This window comes from Mycobacterium sp. IS-2888 (assembly GCF_001954215.1).
Classification (GTDB): domain Bacteria; phylum Actinomycetota; class Actinomycetes; order Mycobacteriales; family Mycobacteriaceae; genus Mycobacterium.
This window is the reverse complement of record NZ_MBET01000050.1, coordinates 32332-54921: the sequence shown is the minus strand read 5'-3', so window position 1 is coordinate 54921 and position 22590 is coordinate 32332. Positions and strand designations below refer to the sequence as shown.

Below are 22590 nucleotides of genomic sequence, written 5' to 3'. Positions count from 1 at the left end.
ATGAGCGGGCGTCGGCAGCCGCGGCGGACGATTTTCCGGCTAGCCTGTCCAACATGCAGTCGTCGGGCCCGGGTGACGCCTCGCGGGAGATCCCCCAATGATTTTCAAGGGCGTGCGCGATGGTAAGCCCTATCCCGAGCACGGGCTTTCGTACCGAGAGTGGTCCCAGATTCCCCCGCAGCAAATCAGGCTCGACGAATTGGTCACCACGACCACGGTGCTCGCACTGGACCGCCTGCTGTCGGAGGACTCCACCTTTTATGGCGACCTTTTCCCCCACGCGGTGCGGTGGAAAGGCATTACCTATCTCGAGGACGGCCTGCATCGCGCGGTGCGTGCCGCCCTGCGGAATCGCACCGTGCTGCATGCCCGGGTGTTCGACATGGATTTGCCGCTGAGCCAGCAGACCTAGCCGTTGAGGGGCCCGGTCACGTTTGAGCGCCGCCAGGTGTCGACCTAGTAAGGACGACATTCAAGGAGGACCGCCATGCCCCGTCTCAACGGAGTGTCCGACCGCGACGCCGGCCTGGGCGCCAAGATCGCCTTCTTCTTCACCAGACGCAAGCTGGCGCAGATGACCGGCCTGGAAACGGCCGGGATGCTGGAACCGCTGCGGATGTATGCACACATCCCCCGGTTGCTCACCGCCATCGGCAAGCTCGAGATGGCCGAGTCCAAGCTGGATATCCTCAGCCCGCGCGAGCGCGCGCTGGCCGAGCTGAAGGCGGCGACGACTGTCCGCTGCGAGTACTGCATCGACCTCGGTTCGCAGATCGCACGCCAGTGGGGAATCACCGACGAGGAGCTGCTCGCGATGGCCGATTACCAGAACGCCCCGTGCTTCTCCGACGTCGACAAGCTGATCCTGGAGTATGCGACCGCGATCAGCCGCACCCCGGTCGAGGTGAGCGACGAGCTTTTCGATGCGCTGCGCGCCCACTTCGACACGCCCCAACTCGTCGCGCTCACCCACGTGATCAACCTGGGCAACTTTCGCGCCCGGTTCAACATCGCGCTCGGCATCGGGTCGTCCGGCTTTTCCGGCAACCGGGTGTGCGCCCTGCCCGACACACAGCGGGACACCGGTCGCACGTGACCGCGTCGCTCACGGAACGTTTCGAGGCGGCCCGACCACAGCTGGGCGCCATCGCATATCGCATGCTGGGCTCGATCGACGACGCCCAGGACGCGGTGCAGGAGGCATGGCTGCGGCTGCGTCGCAGCGGCGCGGACGGCATCGCCAACCTCGACGCCTGGCTGACCACCGTGGTGGCCCGCATCTGCCTGAACATGTTGCGCGACCGCCACTCCCACGGACAGGAGGAATTGGTCGCCCATCTACCGGACCCGATCGTCGATCCGGTCGGCGAGTCCGATCCCGAACACCGCGCGATGCTGGCCGACGCGGTGGGCCTGGCGCTGTTCGTGGTGCTGGATACGCTGCCGCCGGCGGAGCGGCTGGCGTTCGTGCTGCACGACGTCTTCACCGTCCCGTTCGACCAGATCGCACCCATCGTCGACCGGACGCCGGAGGCGACCCGCAAGCTGGCCAGCCGGGCACGCCGGCGCATCGAGCAGGCGGACCCCGTGCCCGACGGCGACCTCACCGCGCAACGCGAAGCCGTCGACGCCTTCTTCGCGGCGGGACGTAGCGGCAACTTCGACCGGTTGGTGTCGGTGCTGCATCCCGACGTGGTGCTGCGCGGCGACTTCGGCGCCGGGACGCGCGGCTTCCGGGCCGACGGCGCGGCCTCGGTGGCCAGGCTGGCCCGCAGTTACGCGGGCCCCGAGCGCGAGGCGCGGGCCGCGACCGTCAACGGCGCCGCGGGCGCGGTGATCTTCGTCGGCGGGCGCGCCACGGCCATCATGGGATTCGTGGTGCGCGACGGACGCATCGCGGCCATCGACGTGCTGGCCGACCCGGCACGCCTCGCCAAGCTCGACCTACGCGCGCTGCGCGGCGATCACTGAACGGCCTGCAGCAACTGCATCGCCGACGCGCGCGACAGCACCCAGCCGCCGCCCTGACTGACGAACGAGAGGTTCTGCGTGACCGGCGACGTCAGCTTGGGTCCGGAGACCGCGACGTCCGCGGACGAACCGGACGCCGTCGGCTGGATGTTCGACACGTCGAACGACAGCGGCAGGTCGCCGTTCTTCGCCGCCTTCTGCAGCTTCTTGTCCGCGACGTGCGCTTCGATCCCGCTGATGCCGCCCTCAACCAGATTGCTCTTGCTGGAGAACGGAACGTTGGGATCGGCCAGGCTGGTCAGCACGCTGCTCAACTGGTCCGCGGTCGGGACATTCGCACCCGGAACCGGTGGCGCGGGCGGCACCGGATCCTGCGGCAGCGGCGCACCGACTGCGGCCAATTGCACCGAGGCCAGATCGCATGACGCCGCGGCGAAAGCGATCGCGGTCGCCGCTCCCCCGATGGCGGCCACGGTAGCCGCGCCGGTGGCAAAAAACTTGACGGTTTTCATCGTCCCCCTTTCATGGGCACGGTTACTTTAGGCCCGCGCACGTGTGTCCAATCTATGCGCTTGCTGTGTAGGCGCCCAGAATCTGGGTGCGGTTTAGCCCGTAGCGGTCGATGCCTGAATCAGAGCGAGCGCCGCGTCGTGCTGCAGGACCCAGTTGCCCCCCTGATTGATGAACACGAGGTGCTTGGTGACCGGCCCGGCGAACTTCGGACCCGAGATGGCCACGTCGGCCTGGGCCATGTTCGGGCCGGCCGGCGCAATGTTGGTCACGGCGAACGTCTCCGGAAAGTTCCCGTTCCGGTAGGCCTTCCTCAGATCGTGGTCGGCGACCATACCCTCGTTTTGAGGGATGCCGTTTTCGACGAAATTGACCTTGTCCCTGTAGTTAACGCCGGGGTCGGTCACTTGGGTGCACAGTGTGGACAACTGCTCTGGGGTCGGCAGTTGGCCCGGCAAGGGCGGCGGGGGCGGCGGGTCTTGCGGCAGCGGCGCGCCGACCGCGGCCAGCTGCACCTGATCGGCGCTAGCCGGGGCGAATGCGGCCGACGTCACGCCGATGCCGGCGGCGCCGATGGCGGCCACGGCCGCAACGCCAGTCGCGGCGGATTTCAAGGTCTTCAAGGTCATTGTCAAACTCGTTGTCATGGTCAGGTCCTCCCCCTGAGTTGCACCTGGAATGCGGCGGACGGCCTCATACCGTTCGTCTTGTGTTAGGTGGTGTAATTGTGCCCCCTGCGACCGCTATTTGTGTCTCGACTCGGTCACGTTACGACCAAGCTCGCGTCTCACCGGGGCGGATGTGGACGGGTTCGTCGTGGATCCCAGCACCCGGTCCGACAGCAGTCCCAGGCAGCTCAGGTTGGGGAATCCGGGCCCCTGGGTGAGTCCGGCGAGGTTCGGCAGGAACAGCTTCGGGACGACGTCGGTGACGGCCAGGTCATAGCCGATGGCCTCCTGCAGGCGGTCAGCGGTCAGGGGGCCACCCAGGCCCAGCTCGAGCAGGTCGAGGGCGTCCTGGCTGAACAGCGAGCTGAACCACAGCGGGTCGGCGCCGGATCCGTCGATGACCAGATCGAAACCGTGGACGGTCTCGAGGTTTTCGCTGCCCCGGTTGGTGGACAGCGTGAGCCGGATCTGGCCGTCCCACCCCACCGCGTGGGCGACCCGGCCGCGCAGGTGGTGGATGCGGTCGTCCGCCAACAGCGCTTCCTGAACGTTGGCCGAGAACACTCCGCGGTCGGTGCGCGCCAGCGCGTCGCGGCGTTCGTCCAGCGTCAGCGCGGTCCAGTCGGTGGGATCGGAGAACAGCGAGTTCTCGAAGTATCCCTCGCCGCGGGTGAACAGCGTGACCTGTGGCGAGATGACGGTGATGGTCGAAACCCGGTGCCGGAACAGCTCATTGAGCATCGACGCGGCCGTTTCACCGCCCCCGATCACCGCCACCCGTTCGGCGTTGATCCGGTCATGGCCGGCGGCGCGGTCCCAGAACTGGGCGATCGAGAGCATCCGCGGATTGCCGGGCAACAGCGACTTCTCGGCCTGGCCGGGTCCGGTGATCATCAAGGCATCGGCGTGCACGGTGGTCTCGCGGGTATGCAGCGCCCAGCGGTCACCGCTGACGGCCAGCCCGTCGACCTCGCCGTGCACGACGTCCAGGCCCACGTGCTGGGCGACCCATCCCAGGTACTGGCTCCACCGGCGATGGGTGGGTGCCGGCCGGCCGCGATCGATCCATTCGGCGAACGACGCGGTGGCGATCAGATAGGACTGCCAGCTGTAGCGCGTCATCCGCTCGTCGAGTTCGGCGTTGCGGCGCGGTGCCAGTGCCGATCGGTAGGGGAACCCGACGTCCTTTTCCGGGCTGGTGCCCAGCCGATGCGCCCCGTCGGTCCAGCCGCCGCTGGCCTGCCAGTTGGCCCCGACCCCGGTGCGTTCGACTGCGATCACGTCGGGAACGTCGACGCCCATTTCGCGCAATACGTACGCCTTGGCGGCGACGGCCACCGCCTTTGCCCCGGCGCCCAGGACCGCAAGCGTGCTCATGTCGTCAACTCCTGCAGTGCTTCGACCCAAAGTTGTTGCAGTACAGCGATATCCGAGTCATCGAGGATGTCTGGCAGCGCTCGCCACTGTGCGACGAGGACGCGGGCATCGCCGGTGCCGACGATTCCTGCCGCCACGGTCAGCTCGTGGCGCACCGCCTGTTGCGGTTCCGGGACGTGCCCAAGGCCGGACATCAGTTCGCGGGCAAGGTCCAGGTCGCCGACGCCGACGTGGACGCTGCCGAGGTAGTTCAGCAGTAGCTGGGGTTCGGGGAGTTCGCGCAGGCGAGTGTCGGGCCGCAAATACCGCAGCAGGCCGTAATCGATGCCGCTGCCGGGGATTCGGGCCAGGTCGGTGGGGCCGTCGGTGTGGATGCGCAGCGGGTAGATCGCGCTGAGCAGTCCGACCGTGTCGCTGGTGTCGGCCGTCTCGTCGACGTCGACGTCGGCGCGCCCGTGCGTCTCGAGCGCCAGCAGCGGTGCCGGTGTGTCCTGTCCGCGTCGGCGCCGCCACGCGGTCACCGTGCGTGCGGTCGCGGTGACGAGCAGTTCGCCCATCGCCTGTCCCGCTGCGGCTTTGGCGAGCAGCCGGGCGGTGAGGTCGGCCTCGCAGGTCGAGATGCTGATCGCGACGTCACCGGCCCGGTCGGTCTGTGGCCGCAGCCTGCGGGCGCCCAGGGGCGGGTCGGCGCCCTGGAGTTCGGCGGCCCAGAAGCCTGCGGTGTCCAGCGCCGCGGCCCGCTCGTGCAGCAGCCGTGACCATTGCCGGTAGCTGGTGTGCTCACGCGCCGGCGCGGGTTGGCGTCCCGCGGCCAGGGCGTGCAGGCCGGCGTCGAGTTCGGCGAGCACGATGCGCCACGAGGCCGGGTCCATCGCCAGCACGTGGGCGGTCAACACGAGGACCCCCGGGCCGTCGGGCCCGCGCAGCCATACGGCGGACAAGAGCCGACCGGCCTGCGGGTCGAGCCGCTCCAAGGCGTCGAGGGTCTGGCTGGCGACCTCGCCGGCGGGATCACCGGTGACCCGCGCTTCGCTGAGGATGCCCGTTTTCGGTTGTGCGACAAGCGTCATCGCGTCGCGGTCGAGCCGGCATCGCAACGCTTCGTGCCCGTCGATGACGGCGGACAGCAGCGAATCCAGGCGTTCGCGGGTGATCGTGTCGGGTAGCCGGATGACTTCGGTCTGCGCGAGCCGGCGCGGTTCGCCGTATTCGTAGAGCCAATGAACGCCGGCCAACACCGGGATGGGTTCGCCGGTCGCTTCGACGGCTGTGTGCCGTGCGGTGTCGGAGTCGATGGCCGCGGCGAGTTCGCGGAGGGTCTCGCATTCCATCGTCAGCCTGGCGCGCAGCGCGATGCCGCGGCGGCGTGCGGCCTGGACGACCGACAGGGCCACGATGCTGTCGAGGCCCAGTTGCAGAAAGCCGGCCGTGACGTCGACCTCGGCGGTCCCCAGCACGTCGGTGAACGCGTCGGCGAGCGCTTTCTCGGTCGGCGTCTCCGGCGGGACGATCGGTCCCTCGACGGAATCGTTTGCAGCCAGGGCGTTTTCGTCGATTTTGCCGTGCGCAGTCAGCGGCAGTTCGTCGAGGACGACGATGTGGTGCGGGATCAGGTAGCGCGGCAGCCGCTCGAGCAGCATTGAGCGCAGTTCGGCCGCCGTCGGCGGGTTGGGCCCGCCCGCGACATACGCCGTGAGCCGCGGCCCGTGTGTGTGGTTGCGGGCCGTCACGTGCGCGCCGCGCACCCCGTCGTGGTCGTTGAGCACCGCGGCGATCTCGCCCGGCTCGACGCGGAAACCGCGAATCTTGAGTTGGTCGTCGGCGCGCCCGAGGAATTCGAGACCGCCGTCGGGCATGCGGCGCACCACATCTCCGGTGCGATACATCCGCCCGCCGCGGCCGTCGGGGTCGGCGACGAACCGCGCGGCGGTCTCGCCCGCGCGTCCGAGGTAGCCGCGGGCCAGCTGATCGCCCGCCAGGTACAGCTCACCCGCGACGCCGTCGGGCACCGGGCGCAGCCAGGGGTCCATGACGTGGGCGCGGGTGGTCCGGGTCGGGCGCCCGATGGCCGGCCGCGCGTGTTCGTCGATTGCGGCGACCACCGCCTCGACCGTGGTTTCGGTGGGCCCGTAACAGTTGAACGCGCTCATTGCCGTGCGCGCGCATTCCGCTTGGATCGCTTGCCATTCGGTGATGCCCAGGGCTTCGCCACCGAGTGCCAGGACCGGAAGCGGCACCCGCCGCAGCAGCCCCGCGCTGTACAGCTGGGCGAACATCGACGGCGTGGTGTCGATCATGTCCAGCCCGAACCGGGCGATGGCTTCGACCAGCGCCTCGGCGTCGCGTTGCACGTCGTCTTCGACAACGTGCACCGAGTGGCCGTCGAGCAACGCCGCCAGCGGCTGCCATGCCGCGTCGAAGGTGAAGGACCAGGCATGCGCGATGCGCAGCGGTCGCCCGATTCGCCTGGCCGCCGGCCGAAGAACGCGCTCGATGTGGTCGTCAGCGTACGCCGAAAGCGCCCGGTGGGTGCCGACGACGCCCTTCGGCGTGCCCGTCGTGCCCGAGGTGAAGACGGCATAGGCCGCATGGTCGGGTGCCGCCGCGGCGGCCCGGTAGTCGGCGGGCCCGGCGAGAAAAGCGGCGAACAATTCGTCGTCGACGACGATCGCGGCGCACGTCTGCCGCAGGATCTCGGCCACCCGCTCGTCGGGCATGGCCGGGTCCAGCGGCACCAGCATGCCGCCGGCTTTGAGGATTCCCAGCATCGCGGCCACGTAGTTCGGGCCCCGCGGCAGCATGACGGCCACGGGAGTCTCGCCTTCCACGCCGGCCCTGATCAGGGCCGCGGCGAGCCGGTCGGCGAGCGCGTCGAGCTCGCGGTAGGTCAGCCGGCCGTCGGCCCAGCTGACCGCGATCGAATCGGGCTGGGCCGCAGCGATTTCGCCGAATCGGGTGTGCACCGCGACGCCGGTCGTGCCCGCGGCCGGCGAGCCCGTCGAGTCGCGCTCGCCGTCATGCAGGATGTCGATCTCACGCAGTGGCCGGTCCCACTTGTCCACCAAGCGCCGCAGCACGGCCAGCAGCCGCCCGCCGAGGTCCGTGGGGGTCAACGCGCCCAGCGCGCCGTCGAGCACCTCGACCAATACGGTGAATTGGCCGGCGCTCAGGTGTGCGGCGATGGTCACCGGGAAATGCGAGACGCTCTCCAGCGCCACCGGGCGGAAGGTCACGCCGTTCGCGACGAACTCGCTGGCCCCCACGACTTCGCCGGGAGGGAAGTTCTCGTATACCAGCAGCGTGTCGAACATCTCCCCGACACCGGCGATCGAACGCAACTCCGCGTGCCCCAGGTAGCCGTGGTCCCGCAGCGCGGCGGATTCACGTTGCAGGGCAACGCATTGCGTCCCGACCGTCTCGCGGGGATCCAGTCGTACCCGCAGCGGAACGCTGTTGATGAACAGCCCGACCATCGTCTCGACGCCGGGCAGTTCGCCGGGCCGGCCGGACACGGTCACCCCGAACGCCACGTCGCTGCGGCCGGTCACCGCAGAAAGCATTATCGCCCAGGCCATTTGAACGAGGGTGTTCAGCGTGACGCCGCGGGCGCGGGCGGCCTCGGCGAGAGCGGTCGTGGCATCGCGGTCCAGCCGCAGCGTGGTTCGACTCGGGATGCCGGCCCGCGCCGGGGTGTCGGTCAGCGCCGGCGACAGCAGGGTCGGGCCGTCCACGCCCTTGAGGTGCCCGGCCCACACCGCGCGGCTGTAGGTCTGATCACGGGCTGCCAGCCAGCCGATGTAGTCGCGGTACGGGCGCGGTGGCGGCGGCAGCGCGGCGGTGTCGCCGAAGGCCCGATACAGCGCGAGCAGCTCGGAAACGAAGAGCGGCAACGACCACCCGTCGATGACGATGTGGTGCGCGACGACGGCCAGATGCCAATGCTGGTCCGGCAATTCGATGAGCAGAAAGCGGATCAGCGGGCCGCGGCCCAGGTCGAAACGGCGCCGGCGCTCCTCGGCTTCCAGCGCCGCCACCTCCGCGGGATCGGCGCGCACACACCGCCACGGCAGTTCGACGATGCTCGGAATCACCTGCACGGGCCGGCTCAGATCACCGTGGACAAAGCTTGCGCGCAGATTGGGATGTCTGGCCAGCATCGCCGCGGCGCACTCGCGCAGCAAGGGAACGTCGAGCGGGCCCATGATGTCGGCGGCCATCGCGATCACGTACGGGTCGGCATCACCGGAATCGTCCGTCAGCGCCGCCATCGAGAACAGCCCCTGCTGCAGGGGGCTGAGCGCCATCACGTCTTCGATGGCCGGTCGCTCGTCGGCTCGCGTCACGGCTGCTGGCCCCATGACGACGTCAGGGCCGCCAACTCGTCGGGGGAAAGTCCCGACGCGCTCATCGGCGCGTAATGCCGGTCGTCGGGCTCGGTTTCGGACTTGGCGTCGAGGGCGGCGGCGAGCTCACGCAGCACGGGATGTTCGAAGACCATCCGCGGGGTGAGCGGGAGCCCTGCATCCCGCGCCCGTGCGGCCACCCGCACCGCGGAAATGCTGTCCCCGCCGAGGTTGAAAAACTCGTCGTGCCGCCCGACCGGTCCGGCATCGAGAACGTCGGTGAGGATGGCCGCCAGCGCGCGCTCGGTGGCGGTGGTGGGCGGTTCGGCGGGCTGCGTGTCCGCCGCCTGCGCGGGCCGAGGCGGCGTTTCGGAGTCGCCCAACAGTTCCAGTTGTCCGTCGTCGTCCCACACGCCGCGCTGGCCGGTGCGGTAGAGCCGCGAACCGGGTTGCGCGGCAAAGGGATCGGCGACGAAACGGGCGGCGGTCGGCGAGGGTCCCGCCAGCCGCGCGCGGACCGCCGGGCCGCCACCGTAGTAGACGTCGCCCACCACGCCGGTCGGGACGGGATTCAGCGCGGCGTCCAGCAGGTATACGTCGTCCGCGTTGGACCGGCGCAGAATGCGCTGCCGCTCTTGCGCACTGGCGATCTGCACGTCGCGCAGCGGTTGGTCGGGCCGGTGCGCGAACGCCTCGACGACGCGGACCAGCCAGTCGGCAAACCGTTGTGCGGTGTCGCGCTTGTACAGTTCGGGGCGGTAGATGACGTGGCCGCGGTAGCCGTCGTCGGATGCGAAGAAGTTGACAGACATGTCGGCGTGCGCGACGTCGAACGTCGGTTCCAAAGCGCTGAAAGTGGTGTCGCCGCCCGGGCCGCTGTCGATGACGGTGTCTTGTGGCAACTGGTCCCGCACGTGCACCACGACGTCGAACAGCGGATTGCGCGACAGTGACCGCGCCGGGCTGACGGCGTCCACCACCTGGTCGAACGGCAGGTCCTGGTGCGCGTAGGCCGCCAACGCCATGTCCCTGGTCCGCCGCAGCAGCTCGCGCAGCGTCGGGTTTCCGCTCAGGTCGTTGCGCAACACCAGGATGTTGATGAAGAACCCGATCAGCCGGTCGAGTTCGGGTTCGTTGCGACCGGCGACCGGGGTGCCGATCGGGATGTCGGGGCCGCCGCCGGCCTTGTGCAGGACCACCGCTACGGCGGCTTGCAGGAGCATGAACTCGGTGATGCCGAGTTCGCGCGTCAGGTCCTTGACCTTCGCGCGGGTCGCCGACGCGAGACTGAACTCGATGGCGTCCCCGGCGCCGCTGAGCAGGGCGGGGCGCGGAAAGTCCGGGCGCAGACCGCTTTCGCCTGCCAAGCCCTCGAGTTGGCGGATCCAGTAATCGCGTTGCGGGCCCGCGATGCCCGCACCGTCGTCCAACAGCGCCGCCTGCCACACGCCGAAGTCCGCGTACTGCACCGGCAGCGGTTCCCAGGACGGCGGCTGCCCGCCGCTGCGGGCCCGGTAGGCGGTCAGCAGATCGGTGAACAGCACACCGGCGGACCAGTGATCGCCGGCGATATGGTGCGCCACCAAGGACACGACGTTGCGGTCCGGCAGGCTCAGCAACGCCGCCCGAATGGGCAATTCGTTCTCGAGATCGAAGACGTGGCGCCGCTCGTCGTCCAGTTCGGCCTGCAGCCAGTCCTGGTCGGGGCCGGTGGCGCGCCGGACCGGCACCTCGGCGGGTGGGTGGACGATCTGGTGTGGCACGCCGTCGATTTCGCGGTAGGTGGTACGCAAGATCTCATGGCGCGCCACCACGTCGGTGATGGCCGCCGCCAGGGCCTCGGTGTCGCAGGGACCACGAAGCGCCGCGGCGAACGGGATGTTGTTGACGGCGTTGGGTCCGTCGAAGCGATAGGTGAACCAGCTTCGCAGCTGCGACGACGACAACCGCACCGGCCCGTCATGCACTGCTGCCGTCAATCGCGGCCGCGCCGAACCGGGCGTCTCTGTTGCGTCGAGGTGTGCGGCGATGCGCGCTACCGTCGCGAGTTCGAAGACTTCCCGCACACCGATCTCGACGCCGAGCGTATTACGCACCGCCGCAACGAATTTCGTCGCGAGCAACGAGTGGCCGCCGAGGTCGAAGAACGAGTCGTCGGCGCCGACCCGGTCGCGGCCGAGCAGCTGGGCGAACAGTTCGGCGACGCGCCGCTCGGTGGCGGTTTCCGGTTCGCGGAACTCGACGCCGGAGCCGACCTCGGGATCGGGCAGCGCCGTGCGGTCGATCTTGCCGTGCGCGGTGATCGGAATCTCGTCGAGCACAACGTATGCCGCCGGCACCATGTATTCGGGCAGGGCGGCCGCCACCCGAGCCCGGATGCGGTCGAGATCGACCTCAGGGGTTCCCGCCGCGGGTGTCACGTAGCCGACCAGGCTCTTGCCCAGCCGTGGCAGGTCGCTGACGACCACGACGGCCTGTCCGACCGTGGGGTCGACCGAGATGGCGGCGGCGACGTCACCCAGTTCGATCCGGAAACCGCGGATCTTTACCTGTTCGTCGGCGCGACCCACATACTCGACGTCGCCGTCGGCGTTGCGGCGTGCGAGGTCCCCGGACCGATACATCCGGGCGCCGGGATTGAACGGGTCGGCGACGAATCGTTCGGCGGTCAGCCGGGCCCGGCGATGGTATCCGTGGGCCAGATGCGTTCCGCCGAGGTAGATCTCGCCGATCACGCCGACGGGCACGGGCCGCAGCGAGTCGTCGAGCAGGTGCATCGTGGTGTTGATTTTGGGCCGGCCGATGGGCACGATGCGAGTGCCTTGCGGGCCTTCCACCTTGAAGCGGCTGGCGTTGATCACGGTTTCGGTCGGGCCGTAGAAGTTGTGTAGCAGCGCGTCGAATGTGGCGTGGAACTTGTCGGCCACCTCCCCGGGCAGCGGCTCGCCGCCGATGGGCACCCGCTGCAGCGTTCGCCATTGGTTGACGCCCGGCAGCGACAGGAACAGCCCGAGTAGGGACGGCACGAAATGCATCGCCGTGATTCCCTCGTCGCGCAGTAGGGCGGTGAGATAACCGATGTCGTTCAGTCCGCCGGGGCGCGGGATCACCATTCGCGCGCCGCAGGCCAGCGTGCCGAAGATCTCGGCTATCGACACGTCGAAGCTGGGCGAGGCGACCTGCAGCAGCCGGTCGGTGTGGTCGACCCCGTAGTCGCCCTTGAACCAGACGAAGTATTCCGCGACGGGGCGGTGCGGCACCGCGACGCCCTTGGGCACTCCGGTGGTCCCCGAGGTGTAGATCAGATACGCGGTGTTGTCCGGGCGCAGCGGCCGCAGCCGGTCTTCCGTCGGGTCGTGGGCGGGGTAGGCCGCCAGGTCGGTCACCGGCTCGCGCAATATCAGCTTCGCGTCGCAGTCCCCGAGGATGAAGTCCAGCCGCTCCCGCGGATAGGTGGGGTCGACGGGCACATATACCGCGCCGGACTTGGCGATCCCCAGCGCGGTGACGACCAGATCCGGCGACTTGTCGAGCAGGACGGCGACGCGGTCCTCGCTGCCTATCCCCCGCCCGATCAGCCAGTGCGCCAACCGGTTTGCTTGCTCGTTGATGTCGCGATAGGTGAGCCGGCGACCCTCGTAGCTGACGGCGATTGCCTCTGGAGTGCGCGCGGCCTGTTCGGACACCAGGTCGGCGAGCGTTCTGGGTGCGGTGTCGAACGCCTCGCCGCGCGACACGTCGTGCAGCCACCCGGCGTCGGCCTCGCCCATCAGCGCCAGCGCGGCCAGCCGCTGCTCCGGCCGGGCGAGGGCGTCGTCGAGCAGCACGGCGAAGTGTTCCAACAGCTGACGCGCCAGGGCGGGTTCAACAATGTCCAGTTGGTGTTCGGCCTCGACCAGCGCACCACTGCCGTCGAATTCGACCATGAAACCCAGCGGCAGCTGGGTGAGGTTGCCGCGCAGGTCGTAACGCACGCAGTCGATGCCCGGCGGGCGGAATCCGCCCCCGTCGGGCTCGCGAAATCCGAAGCTGATCCGAGTCATCCGTTCCGCGCCGTGCCGGCGATCGGGGTTCAGTTCGCGCACCGCGCGCTCCAGGCCGACCCGTTGGTGTGCGAACGCGCCGGTGGCGATATCGCGCGTCGATTTGAGCAACTCGCGGAAGCTCATCGCCGGCCGCGGCCGCAACCGCATCGCCACCGTGTTGCCGAAATAGCCGATGGCGTCGTCGGTTCCGGCGCCGCGGTTGAGTACCGGGGCGGCCACGAGAAAGTCGTCGCTGTGGGTGTAGCGGTGCACCAGCGCGCCGAACGCGGCCAGCAGGACCATGTACGGGGTGCAGCCGGTGTCGCGGGCCAACGCCGTCACTCGCTGGGCGGTGTCGCTTGACAGCCGCATCGTGCAACGGGCGGCGCGCCAGTCGGTCGCCATGGTCGTGCCGGCCGGCCCCGGGAGTTCCAGTGGCTCCGGCGGATCGGCCATGATGGCGCGCCAGTAGTCGAGATCGGCCTCGGTGGTGTCCGGTCCGGATGGGGCCGGCAGGGAACGTTCCGGTCCGAGGTCGGCGCCGCCGTAGGCCTTGGTGAGGTCGGCGAAGAAGACGCGCCACGAGCCGTCGTCCCAGGCGATGTGATGGGCCACGAACAGCAGGACATGTTCGTCGGCGGCGGTGCGCACGACGGTGATCCGCAACGGTGCGTCGGCGGAAAGATCAAAGGGCGCGGCGAATTCGCGTTGAGCCAGCACTTCGAGGCGAAGCCGGCGTGCCTGCTCCGACAGGTCGGTCAAGTCGTGTTGCGCCCACGCCGGTCGGAGATCGTCGTGCACCGTCGGCCGGGGCTCGCCCTCATCGCTGAGCGTGTAGGTGGTGCGCAGGATCCGGTGGCGGCGCGACACCGCATCCACGGCGTCGTGCAGCCGGGCGAGATCGATATCGCCGGTGATCCGATACGAGACGCAGACATTGAGCAGCGCGCCGCTGGGGTCGGCCATCTGCACGAACCACATCCGGGCCTGGCCGTCGGAGAGTTGGTCGTCGGTACTGCTGCCGGTGTCTTCGGTGTCGGACACGAGACCGCGTTCGGCAAGCCTGCGACGAAGCAGCTCCAGTCGGGCCGCGTCGAGCCGGGCGGTGTCGGCGATGTCAGTCACGCGCTTTGTCCATCTTTGAGGTCCACTTTCTGTGCCGCTTCGGAGCGCTCGTCCGCACGCTCGAGTTGTTCGACAAGTTCGTCGCCGGTGATCTCACCCATCAGCGTGGCCAGCGACACCGTCCGGCCGGTCGTCCTTTTAAGGCGTTTGCGCAGTTCGACCGCCAGCATCGAGTCGATGCCCAGATCGAAGAGCGATTCGGTGAGGCTCAATTCGCCGGCCGGCGTGATGCCGAGCACCGCCGCCAATTGGCCGCGGACCGCGTCGACGATCGGCACCGCGGCGTCGGCCGAGCCCAGCTCGGAAGGCTGGTCGGGCACCTCGGATCGCGTGGCGTCCAGGAAGATTCGCAACCGAGCAGCGTCGGCGGAGAACACCAGCGGGTCGTGGTGCCACGCGCATAGGCTCGCCTCGATCGCTGCCCGGGGTGCCATCGGGCGCAGACCGGACCGCACGATGTCTGCGCGCTCGGTCGAATCCAGGATGCCCGAGCCCTGCCACAGCCCCCATCTCACCGCGACGCAGTGCCTGCCGGAGGCGCGCAGCTCGGCGGCCATGACGTCCAGGAGGCGGTTGGCCGCCGAGTACGCCGCGTGCCCACGTCCGCCCCACATTCCGGATACGGACGAACACAACAGCATTCGTGCGTCCGGCCCGGTGGGCCACAACTCGGTCAGATGGGCGAGGCCGCCGACCTTGGCGGCGAACGTGGCGGCGACGGCGCCCGGCGTGAGCGCCGGCGCGGTACCGAACGTGGCGGTGCCCGCCGCGTGCACGATCAGCGAAGCGGCCGATCCGCCGTATTGGGCTGCGACAAGCGATAATTGGGCCGGATCGGTAATGTCGCACGGCGGTGACAGCAGCTCGGTTCCGTATTCGGCGGCCAAGGTCTTCAGCACTGCAAGATCCGCGGAGCGGCGGCTCAGCAGCACGATGCGCCGCGCGCCGCGCTCGGCGAGGTAGCGGGCGTAGTGCAGGCCGATGGCGCCGGCGCCCCCGGTGATCACGACGTCGTCGAGCACGCGAGAGTCCAATGGCAATTGCGGGGCGGTCGGCGCATCGCGGAACGTGCGCTCGAACATTGCGTACCCGTCGGCGACGCCGCGCAGCGCGGCCTCACCGACACCGGCGATCAGTGCGTCCACCGCGGCGAGGCAGGCGGCTGGCCCCAGTTCCCACGAAGGCAGGTCGAGGTGGGTGAAAGCCCGTTCGGGGTAATCGAATCCGATGCTGCGGTGTGTCGCGGCCAGCGCCGCATGGGTGGCCGACTGCGACGCGTCGAGCTGGCCCACCCGTTCGGCCGCCACGGTGATCAGGCAGACGGTGTGGCATCGGGGCCCCGGCGAGTTCGCATAGTCGAACAAACCGGCGCCGATCACCCCGGGCAGCACCTCGGCGGCCTGGTACGCCCCGGCGCATTCGAGGGTGGGCGCGATCGCCACGACGATCTCCGCATCCGGCGGTTGACTGAGCTGCGCTACCGGGTGGGAGTCGACCGCCGCACGGAGCGCGCTCGCCAGCGCCCCGTGGGCACCCAGGTCGATCACCGCGATCCGCGCGGGCGCCCCCGTTGTCGGCGGCGATGTGCGCTCCCAGTGCTCGACGGAGATGTTGAGCCCGTCCGCTGTCGCGGGAACGGCGGACAACGGCTCCGGCTGCGCCCACATCGAAATTGCGCGCATCGGCGCGTTCGGGAATCCCCGCAAGCCGGCGCCGGCATCGGCATTCAGTTGGTCTCCCCAGGCGTACCCGGGATCCGCGACCGCCGCGGTGACGATGTTGGCCGACAGTGTGTCGACCAAGGGCTCATCCCGGCGACCCGAGCCGACCAGCACCGCCGGGTCTTCGGGTCGGTCCGCCTCGAAGATCTGGCCGATCGAGAACAGCAGCGCGGGATGTGCCGACAGCTCGATGAACGACCCAGCACCACAACGGATTGCCGACTCGAACGCGCGGTCCAACCGCACGGTGTTGCGCAGGTTCGCATACCAGTAGTCGCCAAAGGGTGTGTTCGGCGCCACGACGTCGCCGGTGGTGCCGCCGATGAATTGCACTGGGGATTCTGCGAATTCCGAGGAGGGCAGTCGCGTTTGCAGTTCGTCGCGGAGCGACTCGAGCAGGCTGGTGTGCCCTGGGAAGCCGGCGCTGATCTCGCGGGCGAACTGGCCATCGGCGCGAACCGCGTCGGCCATTGCGAGCACCGCGTCGCGGTCGCCCGACACCGCGACGGTGGAGGCGGAGTAGACCACCGACACCTCCGCCCAGCCGTCGGTGGCCGCGATCAGCGCCTCGGCCGCCGGGGCGCCGATGCCCAGCGTGGCCATCGCGTAGCGGCCCGGAAGCCGGTCGACGACGGCGGCGCGGGCGGCCACCACGGCGACGGCGTCGGGCATCGTGATGCTGCCGGCGACGACGGCGGCGGCGACCTCACCGAGACTCTGGCCGATGGTGAGGTCGGGGACCACGCCGCACGAGCGCCACACCTCCGCCAGGGCGACGGCGTTGACGAATTGGGCGCCCTGGACCTCGGTTTCGGAGAACGTCTCCGCCGCGTCGGTAGCCGTGAGGTAGCGCAGCGGCGACGCGATGCCGGCGGCGTCGAATGCGGCGACGCACCCATCGGTGGCCGCCCGATAGCGCGGGAGCGCCCGGTAGGCGACGGCGCCCATGCCCGGCCAGTGTCCGCCCTGACCGGGAAACACGAACGCCTGCCGGGGAGCCGACCCCAGCGCCGAACTGGCGACCAGCGGATGCTCGCGCCCCGCGGCCAGCGCACGCAACCCGTCGACGAGCTCGAGGCGGTCGGCGGCGCGGAGCACCGCACGGTGCCGGCGCACCCGCCGGGTCGTGTGCAGTTGCCGGGCAACCTGCGGCACAGTCGCTTCCGGAAAGCGGTCGAGATAGTCGGCGATCGCCCGGGCGTCCGCGGCGACGAGTTCGCCGGCGTGCGCGCTGAGCAGTACCGGGATGCGCCCATCGGGCAACCGGGCCATCAGGCGACCCTGCGCGCGTTGCTGGTGTCGGGCATCGAGACGATCAGGTGGGTATTGGTGCCGCTCATCCCGAACGCGGACACCGCCGCGGTGCGCCATCCGTCGACCGCCCGCCACGGCGTCAGCTTGTCCGCCAACCGCAAACCTTGGTCGTCCCAATCTATTTCGCGGCTGGGTTCGTCGACGTGCAGCGTCGGAGGCACCGCGGCGTGTTCGGCGGACAGGATGACCTTGGCGAGACCCAACGCGCCCGCCGCGGCCTGCGCGTGCCCGATGTTCGACTTGACCGATCCCAGCAGCGGCCCGCGGCCCGGCGGTGCGGTGCCGTAACTGGCCGCCATGGACAACAGTTCGGTCCGGTCGCCGACCCGGGTTCCGGTGGCGTGCCCCTCGATCATCCCGACCTCGACGGGCTCGACCCCGGCCTGGGCGATGGCGCGCCGAAACAGTCGCAGCTGCGCGTCGCCGCTCGGCGCCATCAGTCCGTTGCTGCGCCCATCGGAGTTCACGCAACTGGCGCGGACCTCGGCGAGGATGCTGCGCCCGTCGGCCACCGCCCTGGACCGGCGCTGCAGGACGAACATGCCCGCGCCTTCCGCCCAGACGGTTCCGCTGGCGTGCGCACTGTAGGGCCGGCAATGGCCGTCATCGGACAGCGCGTGCTTCTTGGAGAACTCGACGAAATAGCCCGGGGTGCCCATCACGCACACGGCGCCGGCGAGTGCGAGGTCGCAGTCGCCGGCCCGGATCGCTTGCACGGCAGTGTGAAATGCCGCCAGCGCGGACGAGCACGCGGTGTCGACCGTCAGCGCGGGCCCGGCCAGGTCCAGCGTGTAGGCGATGCGCCCCGAGATGACGCCCAGCGACGTCCCGGTCATCAGGTGCCCTGTGTGATGCGAGAACTCGGAAAGACCGGGGCCGTATTCGAGCGCCGAGGCGCCGACATAGCAGCCCACATCGTGACCGGCCAGGTCGTCGGGATTGATCCCGCCGTTCTCCAGGCTGCGCCACGCGACCCGCAGCGCGACCCGCTGCTGGGGGTCCATCGCCGTCGCTTCCCGCGGGGAGATGCCGAAGAACTCGGGATCGAATGCCGATGCGCTGGACAGGAATCCACCAAGGTTGCGGATGGGCTTGAAGCCGTCTCGCCGCGATGAGTCGAACAGCTCGCGAAGGGCCCAGCCCCGATCGGTGGGGAACGGGCCGAGTCCTTCCCGCTGCTCGGAGAGCATCGCCCAGAAATCGTCGGCGGTTTCGATCCCGCCGGGCGCTTCGAGCGCCAGCCCGACGATCACGACCGGGTCGTTATCGGACATCGGCGCTCACCATCCGGGCCACCGCGTCGAGATGGTCGTTGAGGTAGAAGTGGCCGCCCTCGAAATCGGTCAGCGTGAACCGGCCGGAGGTGTGAGTTTGCCACGTGGCCAACGTTTCCCGGCTGATCCGGTGGTCGCGGCTGCCGCCGACCGCATGGATGTCGGCGCGGATGCGTACGTCCGGCGGGCACGAATAGGCGTTCAGGGCGGTGTAGTCGGCCTGCACCGCCCGCACCAACAGTTCGACGAATTCCTCGTCCTCCAACAGCGCCGGATCGGTGCCACCGAGATCCACCATGTCCGCCAGCACGCCGCTGGCGGTGGTCGGCAGCGGTCCATACGCGGTGACCGTCGACGGGGCCTGCCCGGCCGAGGCCCACAGCACGCGCACCGGCACCCCGTTGCGTTCGGCCACGCGGGCGAACTCGAAGGCCACCACCGCGCCCATGCAATGGCCGAACAGGCTCAGCGGAGCCGCCGCGGCCCAGTCGCCCGCCTCGAACAACTCGATTGCCAGCGCGCCGATGCTCTGCGCGGCGCGATGATGCCGGCGATCCGCGCGCTGCGGGTACTGCACCACGTAGGCGTCGACGTCATTGGCCGACAGCGCTTTAGCCAGTGACCGGTACGCCGCCGCGGCACCGCCGGCGTGCGGGAACACGACCACCGAGCCGTTCGCCGTGGCACCGGTAAACCGCTTCACCCAGGGCTGGAATTCCCGTCGGACGGGTTGGTCGGTCGGCGCATCGAGCGCGGACAACACGTCGACGCGCGACATGTCCGCGATCTCCAGGTACACCTCGGCCACCAGCTCGAGTCGTCCGGCGTCGGAGTCCCGGGCGATGAGCAGTTGCGCCAGCGTGGCGGCGGTCCTCGTGGCGAAGACGTCGGCGACCATCAGGCTCGGCGAATCGAGCCACTGGCGGATGGCCGCGACGGCCTGTGTCGCAAGCACGGAATCGCCCCCGAGGGAGAAGAAGTCGTCGTGCACGCCCACGGCGTCGCGGTTCAGCAGCCCCGCGACGATGTGGCACAGCGCCCGTTCCAGCTGCGTTCGGGGCGCCCCGTAGCGCGCTGACGTGTCGCGGGACTGCTCGGCCACCGCCGCGGCCAGCTCGCCGCCGACGGCGCGCCGGTCGATCTTGCCGCCGTCGGTGAAGGGGATGCGCTCGACCACCGAAATATGTGCCGGAATCATGTGTGCGGGAACGAGATCGACGAGGACCTCGCGAATCCGCCGGGCGTCCAGCGCGGCGTCTTCGAGGCAGACCTGGGCCGCCAACACCTCGGCGCCGCCGGGCGCGGGAACCAGGGCGGCCACGGCCGCCCGCACCCCGGGCACTCGGCGCAGCGACGCCTCGATCTCGCCGAGCTCCACGCGGTAGCCGCTTATCTTGATGCGGTAATCGGCGCGGCCGACGAACTCGAGGGTGCCGTCCGGCCAATAGCGGGCCAAATCACCGGTGCGGTACCAGATCCGGCCGTCGCGGAGCACGAAACGTTCCGCGGTGAGTTCGCTGCGGCCACGGTAACCCCGGGCGATGCCGCGTCCGGATATCCACAGCTCCCCGGCGACCCAGTCGGGGCAGTCGGCACCGGCCTCGTTGACGACGCGGCACGCGATATTCGGGAACGGGACGCCGTACGGCACGGCGGTCCAGTCGGTCGGCAGGTCGTCGCCGACCTCGAAAATGGTTGCGTGGACGGCGGTTTCGGTCGCGCCACCCAGCCCGGCGAACCGCACGTTCGGCGCCAGGGACCGCAACCGGCGGGCCAGGCCGGGACGTACCCAGTCGCCGCCGGTAGGCACCACCCGCAGCGACGACAGCCGGTCCTGGCCGACCTCGACGAGCATCTCCAGCCAGCCCGGCAGGAAGTTCAGCACCGTGACGTGGTGATCGTCGATGAGCCGGGCCCACGCGTCGGGGTCGCGCCGCTGCGCCTCATCGACCACCACGATCGCTCCGCCCGCGCGCAAGGTCGCGAAGACGTCCAGCACCGACATGTCGCATTCCAGCGTCGACAGGGCCAGGCACCGATCGGCGGGGCCGATATCGAAGTGGCGGGTGAGACATTCGATGGTGTTCATCGCGCCGTCGTGCGTCATCTCGACGCCCTTGGGCTGCCCGGTCGAACCCGAGGTGAACAGCACGTAGGCGAGGTCGGCCGGATCGCCGCCCGCGGGCACGACGCCCGCCGGCGCGGCGGGTGCGTCGCGAACCACGTCGGCGATCGTCAGCTCCCGCACCGGTAACGACAGCGTCTTCCCGCCGCACACCAGGGCCAGCCTCACTCCACCGGTTTCCAGGATGCGCTGCGCGCGGTCGCGGGGTTGGTCGACCCCGATCGGCAGATACACGCCTCCGGCGGCAAGGATTCCCAGCAGTGCCGGCACCTGTTCGGCGGTCTTGGGGCCCATGACCGCGACCGTGTCGCCGGCGCCGATCCCGCTCGCGCGCAACGCCGCCGCCACCGCCAGCGCCTGATCGCGCAACCGCGCGTAGCTGAGGTCGCCGGAGCTGGCGAACACCGCGGGCGCGTCCGGCCGCAGCCCGGCCTGCCGAAAAAACCCGTGGTGCAACGCCTCACCGCTGGGCGCGGCGGTGCGGCCGTTCACCGCGTCACGCACTGCGCGCTGCGCGGCCGGCAGCGCCGACGGGTCCGGCGCATCCCACGGTTCGTCGGCCGCGGCCAGCCGGAGCAGTTCGTCGACGTGATGGGCGAACATGGCGTCGATGACGCCGGGTGCGAAGACGCCGTCGCGCACGTCCCAGTTCACCAGCACCCCGCCGTCGAACTCGGTGACCTGCGCGTCCAGCAGCACCTGCGGGCCCTGCGAGATGATCCATCCCGGGCGGCCGAATTGCCCTGTGACATCGGCACTGAACAATTCGCCGAGCCCGAGCGCGCTGGTGAACACCACGGGCGCCAACACCTGCGTACCGCGGTGGCGGCTCAGGTCGCGCAACACCGACAGCCCCGGGTACTCGGAATGGGCGGCGGCCATCCGCATGGCGTCCTGTACCACGCGTGCCCGCGCAGCGGGGGTGCCCGCGCCGGTCAGGTCGATGTCCAGCAGCAGGGACGAGGTGAAGTCCCCGACCAGCAGGTCGACGTCGGAGTGCAGGGCCTGGCGGGCGAACAAGGGCACGTTCAGCAGGAACCGTGGCGCCCCCGACCAGCGCGCCAGCGCATTGGCGAACGCCGCGGCCAGCGCCATCGCCGGGGTGACGCCGCGTGCCCGGGCGCGGGCGAACAGCGCGTCGCGGGTCGCCGGGTCCAGCCAGTGCCAACGTCGGGTGCTTCGGCGCGACTCGCGGCCCCCGCTCGATGGCAGCGCCGGCGGGTCGGGCAGCTGCGGGATGCGTTGCGCCCACCACTCGCGGTCGGCGTCGCGGGCGGGTTGCGGCCGCGTCTCCTCCCGCGCGACGGCCTGGCGGTATTCCCGGTAGCTGTAACCCAATGCGGGCAGCTCGCGGCCGACATAGAGGGCGGCCAGGTCCGACATCAGGGTGCGATAGCTCATCGCGTCGGCGGCCTGCATGTCCAGGTCGACGTGCAGGCGCGAACGCTCGCCGGGCAGCAGCGTCAACGCCAGTTCGAACACCGCGCCGTCGAGCTGCTGGTGCGATTTGGCGTCGCGGATCTCGGCCAGGCGCCGCTCGACGAGGTCACCGGCGAGGTGGCGCAGGTCCTCGACGGTGACGGGGAAGTCGGGGCGTTCCGAGATCGGGGCGATGCGCTGGGTGCCGTCGGATCCGAACCGCACGCGCAGCATCGGGTGACGCCGCGCCAGCCGGGTGGCCGCCGCACGGAGCCGGTCCGGGTCGGTGGCGCCGCCGTCGAACTCGACGTAGAGGTGCCCGGCCACCCCACCGAACTGCTGGTTGTCCTGGCGGCCGACCCACATCGCGTGCTGCATCGGGGCGAGCGGAAAATCGTCGGAAGCGCGGTCGTCCCCAGCGGGCTGGTCGGCTGGCGCTTCGTCGGTGGTCGCCGGCGCACCCGCCGTCACCAACTCCGACCACGCCTCGATGGTCGGTGTCGCGGCCAGAGTGGCGAAATCGATCCCGATGCCGTGGCGGCGCCAGCGACCGGCCAGCGTCATCATCCGGATCGAGTCGAGGCCCTGGCCGATAAGGTTGCTACCCGGGTGAACGGTGTCGGCCGGGACGCCGAGCAGCTCGGCCACCTCCGCGCGGATATCCTCCGAGCACGCCGGGGCACGTACCACGAACCCTCCTCGGAATTAGCAAAGGCTG

The 22590-nt window shown here is 69.9% G+C and carries 11 protein-coding genes; 3 read left to right on the top strand and 8 right to left on the bottom strand.

From position 1 onward, the window contains the following. Positions 1-97 precede the first annotated feature (97 nt). The 3 genes from A5745_RS07835 to A5745_RS07825 all read left to right on the top strand — a co-directional run bounded on the left by A5745_RS07835 (position 98) and on the right by A5745_RS07825 (position 1971). Complete coding sequence (locus tag A5745_RS07835) at positions 98-412, top strand: type II toxin-antitoxin system VapB family antitoxin (RefSeq protein ID WP_076064663.1); 315 nt, start codon at positions 98-100, stop codon at positions 410-412. A 75-nt stretch (positions 413-487) separates the two neighbouring features. Next, positions 488-1096, top strand: a complete 609-nt coding sequence (locus tag A5745_RS07830; protein ID WP_076115658.1) for a carboxymuconolactone decarboxylase family protein — start codon at positions 488-490, stop codon at positions 1094-1096. Next, positions 1093-1971 (top strand): sigma-70 family RNA polymerase sigma factor, encoded by an 879-nt coding sequence (locus tag A5745_RS07825; RefSeq protein WP_076115657.1) that lies wholly within the window; start codon positions 1093-1095, stop codon positions 1969-1971. Before A5745_RS07830 ends, A5745_RS07825 begins: the two co-directional genes overlap by 4 nt. On the opposite strand, the gene A5745_RS07820 is transcribed toward A5745_RS07825, so the two are convergent. The 8 genes from A5745_RS07820 to A5745_RS07785 all read right to left on the bottom strand — a co-directional run bounded on the left by A5745_RS07820 (position 1965) and on the right by A5745_RS07785 (position 22562). After that, positions 1965-2483, bottom strand: a complete 519-nt coding sequence (locus A5745_RS07820) for a hypothetical protein (protein ID WP_076115656.1) — start codon at positions 2481-2483, stop codon at positions 1965-1967. The two genes, A5745_RS07825 and A5745_RS07820, sit on opposite strands and share 7 nt — an antisense overlap. A gap of 93 nt (positions 2484-2576) precedes the next feature. After that, positions 2577-3104 (bottom strand): hypothetical protein, encoded by a 528-nt coding sequence (locus tag A5745_RS07815; RefSeq protein WP_076064741.1) that lies wholly within the window; start codon positions 3102-3104, stop codon positions 2577-2579. Between the two features lie 120 nt (positions 3105-3224). Then, a complete protein-coding gene (gene mbtG / locus A5745_RS07810; protein ID WP_076115655.1) occupies positions 3225-4526 on the bottom strand; it encodes an NADPH-dependent L-lysine N(6)-monooxygenase MbtG in 1302 nt (433 codons plus the stop codon). Beyond that, complete coding sequence (locus A5745_RS07805) at positions 4523-8884, bottom strand: non-ribosomal peptide synthetase (RefSeq protein ID WP_076115654.1); 4362 nt, start codon at positions 8882-8884, stop codon at positions 4523-4525. The genes mbtG and A5745_RS07805 overlap by 4 nt, the downstream gene beginning before the upstream one ends. After that, positions 8866-14019, bottom strand: a complete 5154-nt coding sequence (locus A5745_RS07800) for a non-ribosomal peptide synthetase (protein ID WP_076115653.1) — start codon at positions 14017-14019, stop codon at positions 8866-8868. Before A5745_RS07800 ends, A5745_RS07805 begins: the two co-directional genes overlap by 19 nt. Next, positions 14016-17012 (bottom strand): mycobactin polyketide synthase MbtD, encoded by a 2997-nt coding sequence (gene mbtD / locus A5745_RS07795; protein WP_076115652.1) that lies wholly within the window; start codon positions 17010-17012, stop codon positions 14016-14018. The genes A5745_RS07800 and mbtD overlap by 4 nt, the downstream gene beginning before the upstream one ends. Next, positions 17012-18328 carry a polyketide synthase gene (locus A5745_RS07790; protein WP_076064655.1) on the bottom strand — a complete coding sequence of 439 codons (1317 nt, stop codon included), beginning with the start codon at positions 18326-18328 and terminating at the stop codon, positions 17012-17014. The genes mbtD and A5745_RS07790 overlap by 1 nt, the downstream gene beginning before the upstream one ends. Continuing rightward, entirely contained in the window at positions 18318-22562 is a 4245-nt protein-coding gene (locus A5745_RS07785) for a non-ribosomal peptide synthetase (RefSeq protein WP_076115651.1), read from the bottom strand. Before A5745_RS07785 ends, A5745_RS07790 begins: the two co-directional genes overlap by 11 nt. Positions 22563-22590: the final 28 nt, after the last annotated feature.

Bases quoted from the DNA above. Each gene is read 5' to 3' on its own strand.
- A5745_RS07835 (WP_076064663.1), top strand. From the start codon at position 98: ATGATTTTCAAGGGCGTGCGCGATGGTAAGCCCTATCCCGAGCACGGG.
- A5745_RS07830 (WP_076115658.1), top strand. From the start codon at position 488: ATGCCCCGTCTCAACGGAGTGTCCGACCGCGACGCCGGCCTGGGCGCC.
- A5745_RS07820 (WP_076115656.1), bottom strand. From the start codon at position 2,483: ATGAAAACCGTCAAGTTTTTTGCCACCGGCGCGGCTACCGTGGCCGCC.
- mbtG (WP_076115655.1), bottom strand. From the start codon at position 4,526: ATGAGCACGCTTGCGGTCCTGGGCGCCGGGGCAAAGGCGGTGGCCGTC.
- A5745_RS07805 (WP_076115654.1), bottom strand. From the start codon at position 8,884: ATGGGGCCAGCAGCCGTGACGCGAGCCGACGAGCGACCGGCCATCGAA.
- mbtD (WP_076115652.1), bottom strand. From the start codon at position 17,012: ATGGCCCGGTTGCCCGATGGGCGCATCCCGGTACTGCTCAGCGCGCAC.
- A5745_RS07790 (WP_076064655.1), bottom strand. From the start codon at position 18,328: ATGTCCGATAACGACCCGGTCGTGATCGTCGGGCTGGCGCTCGAAGCG.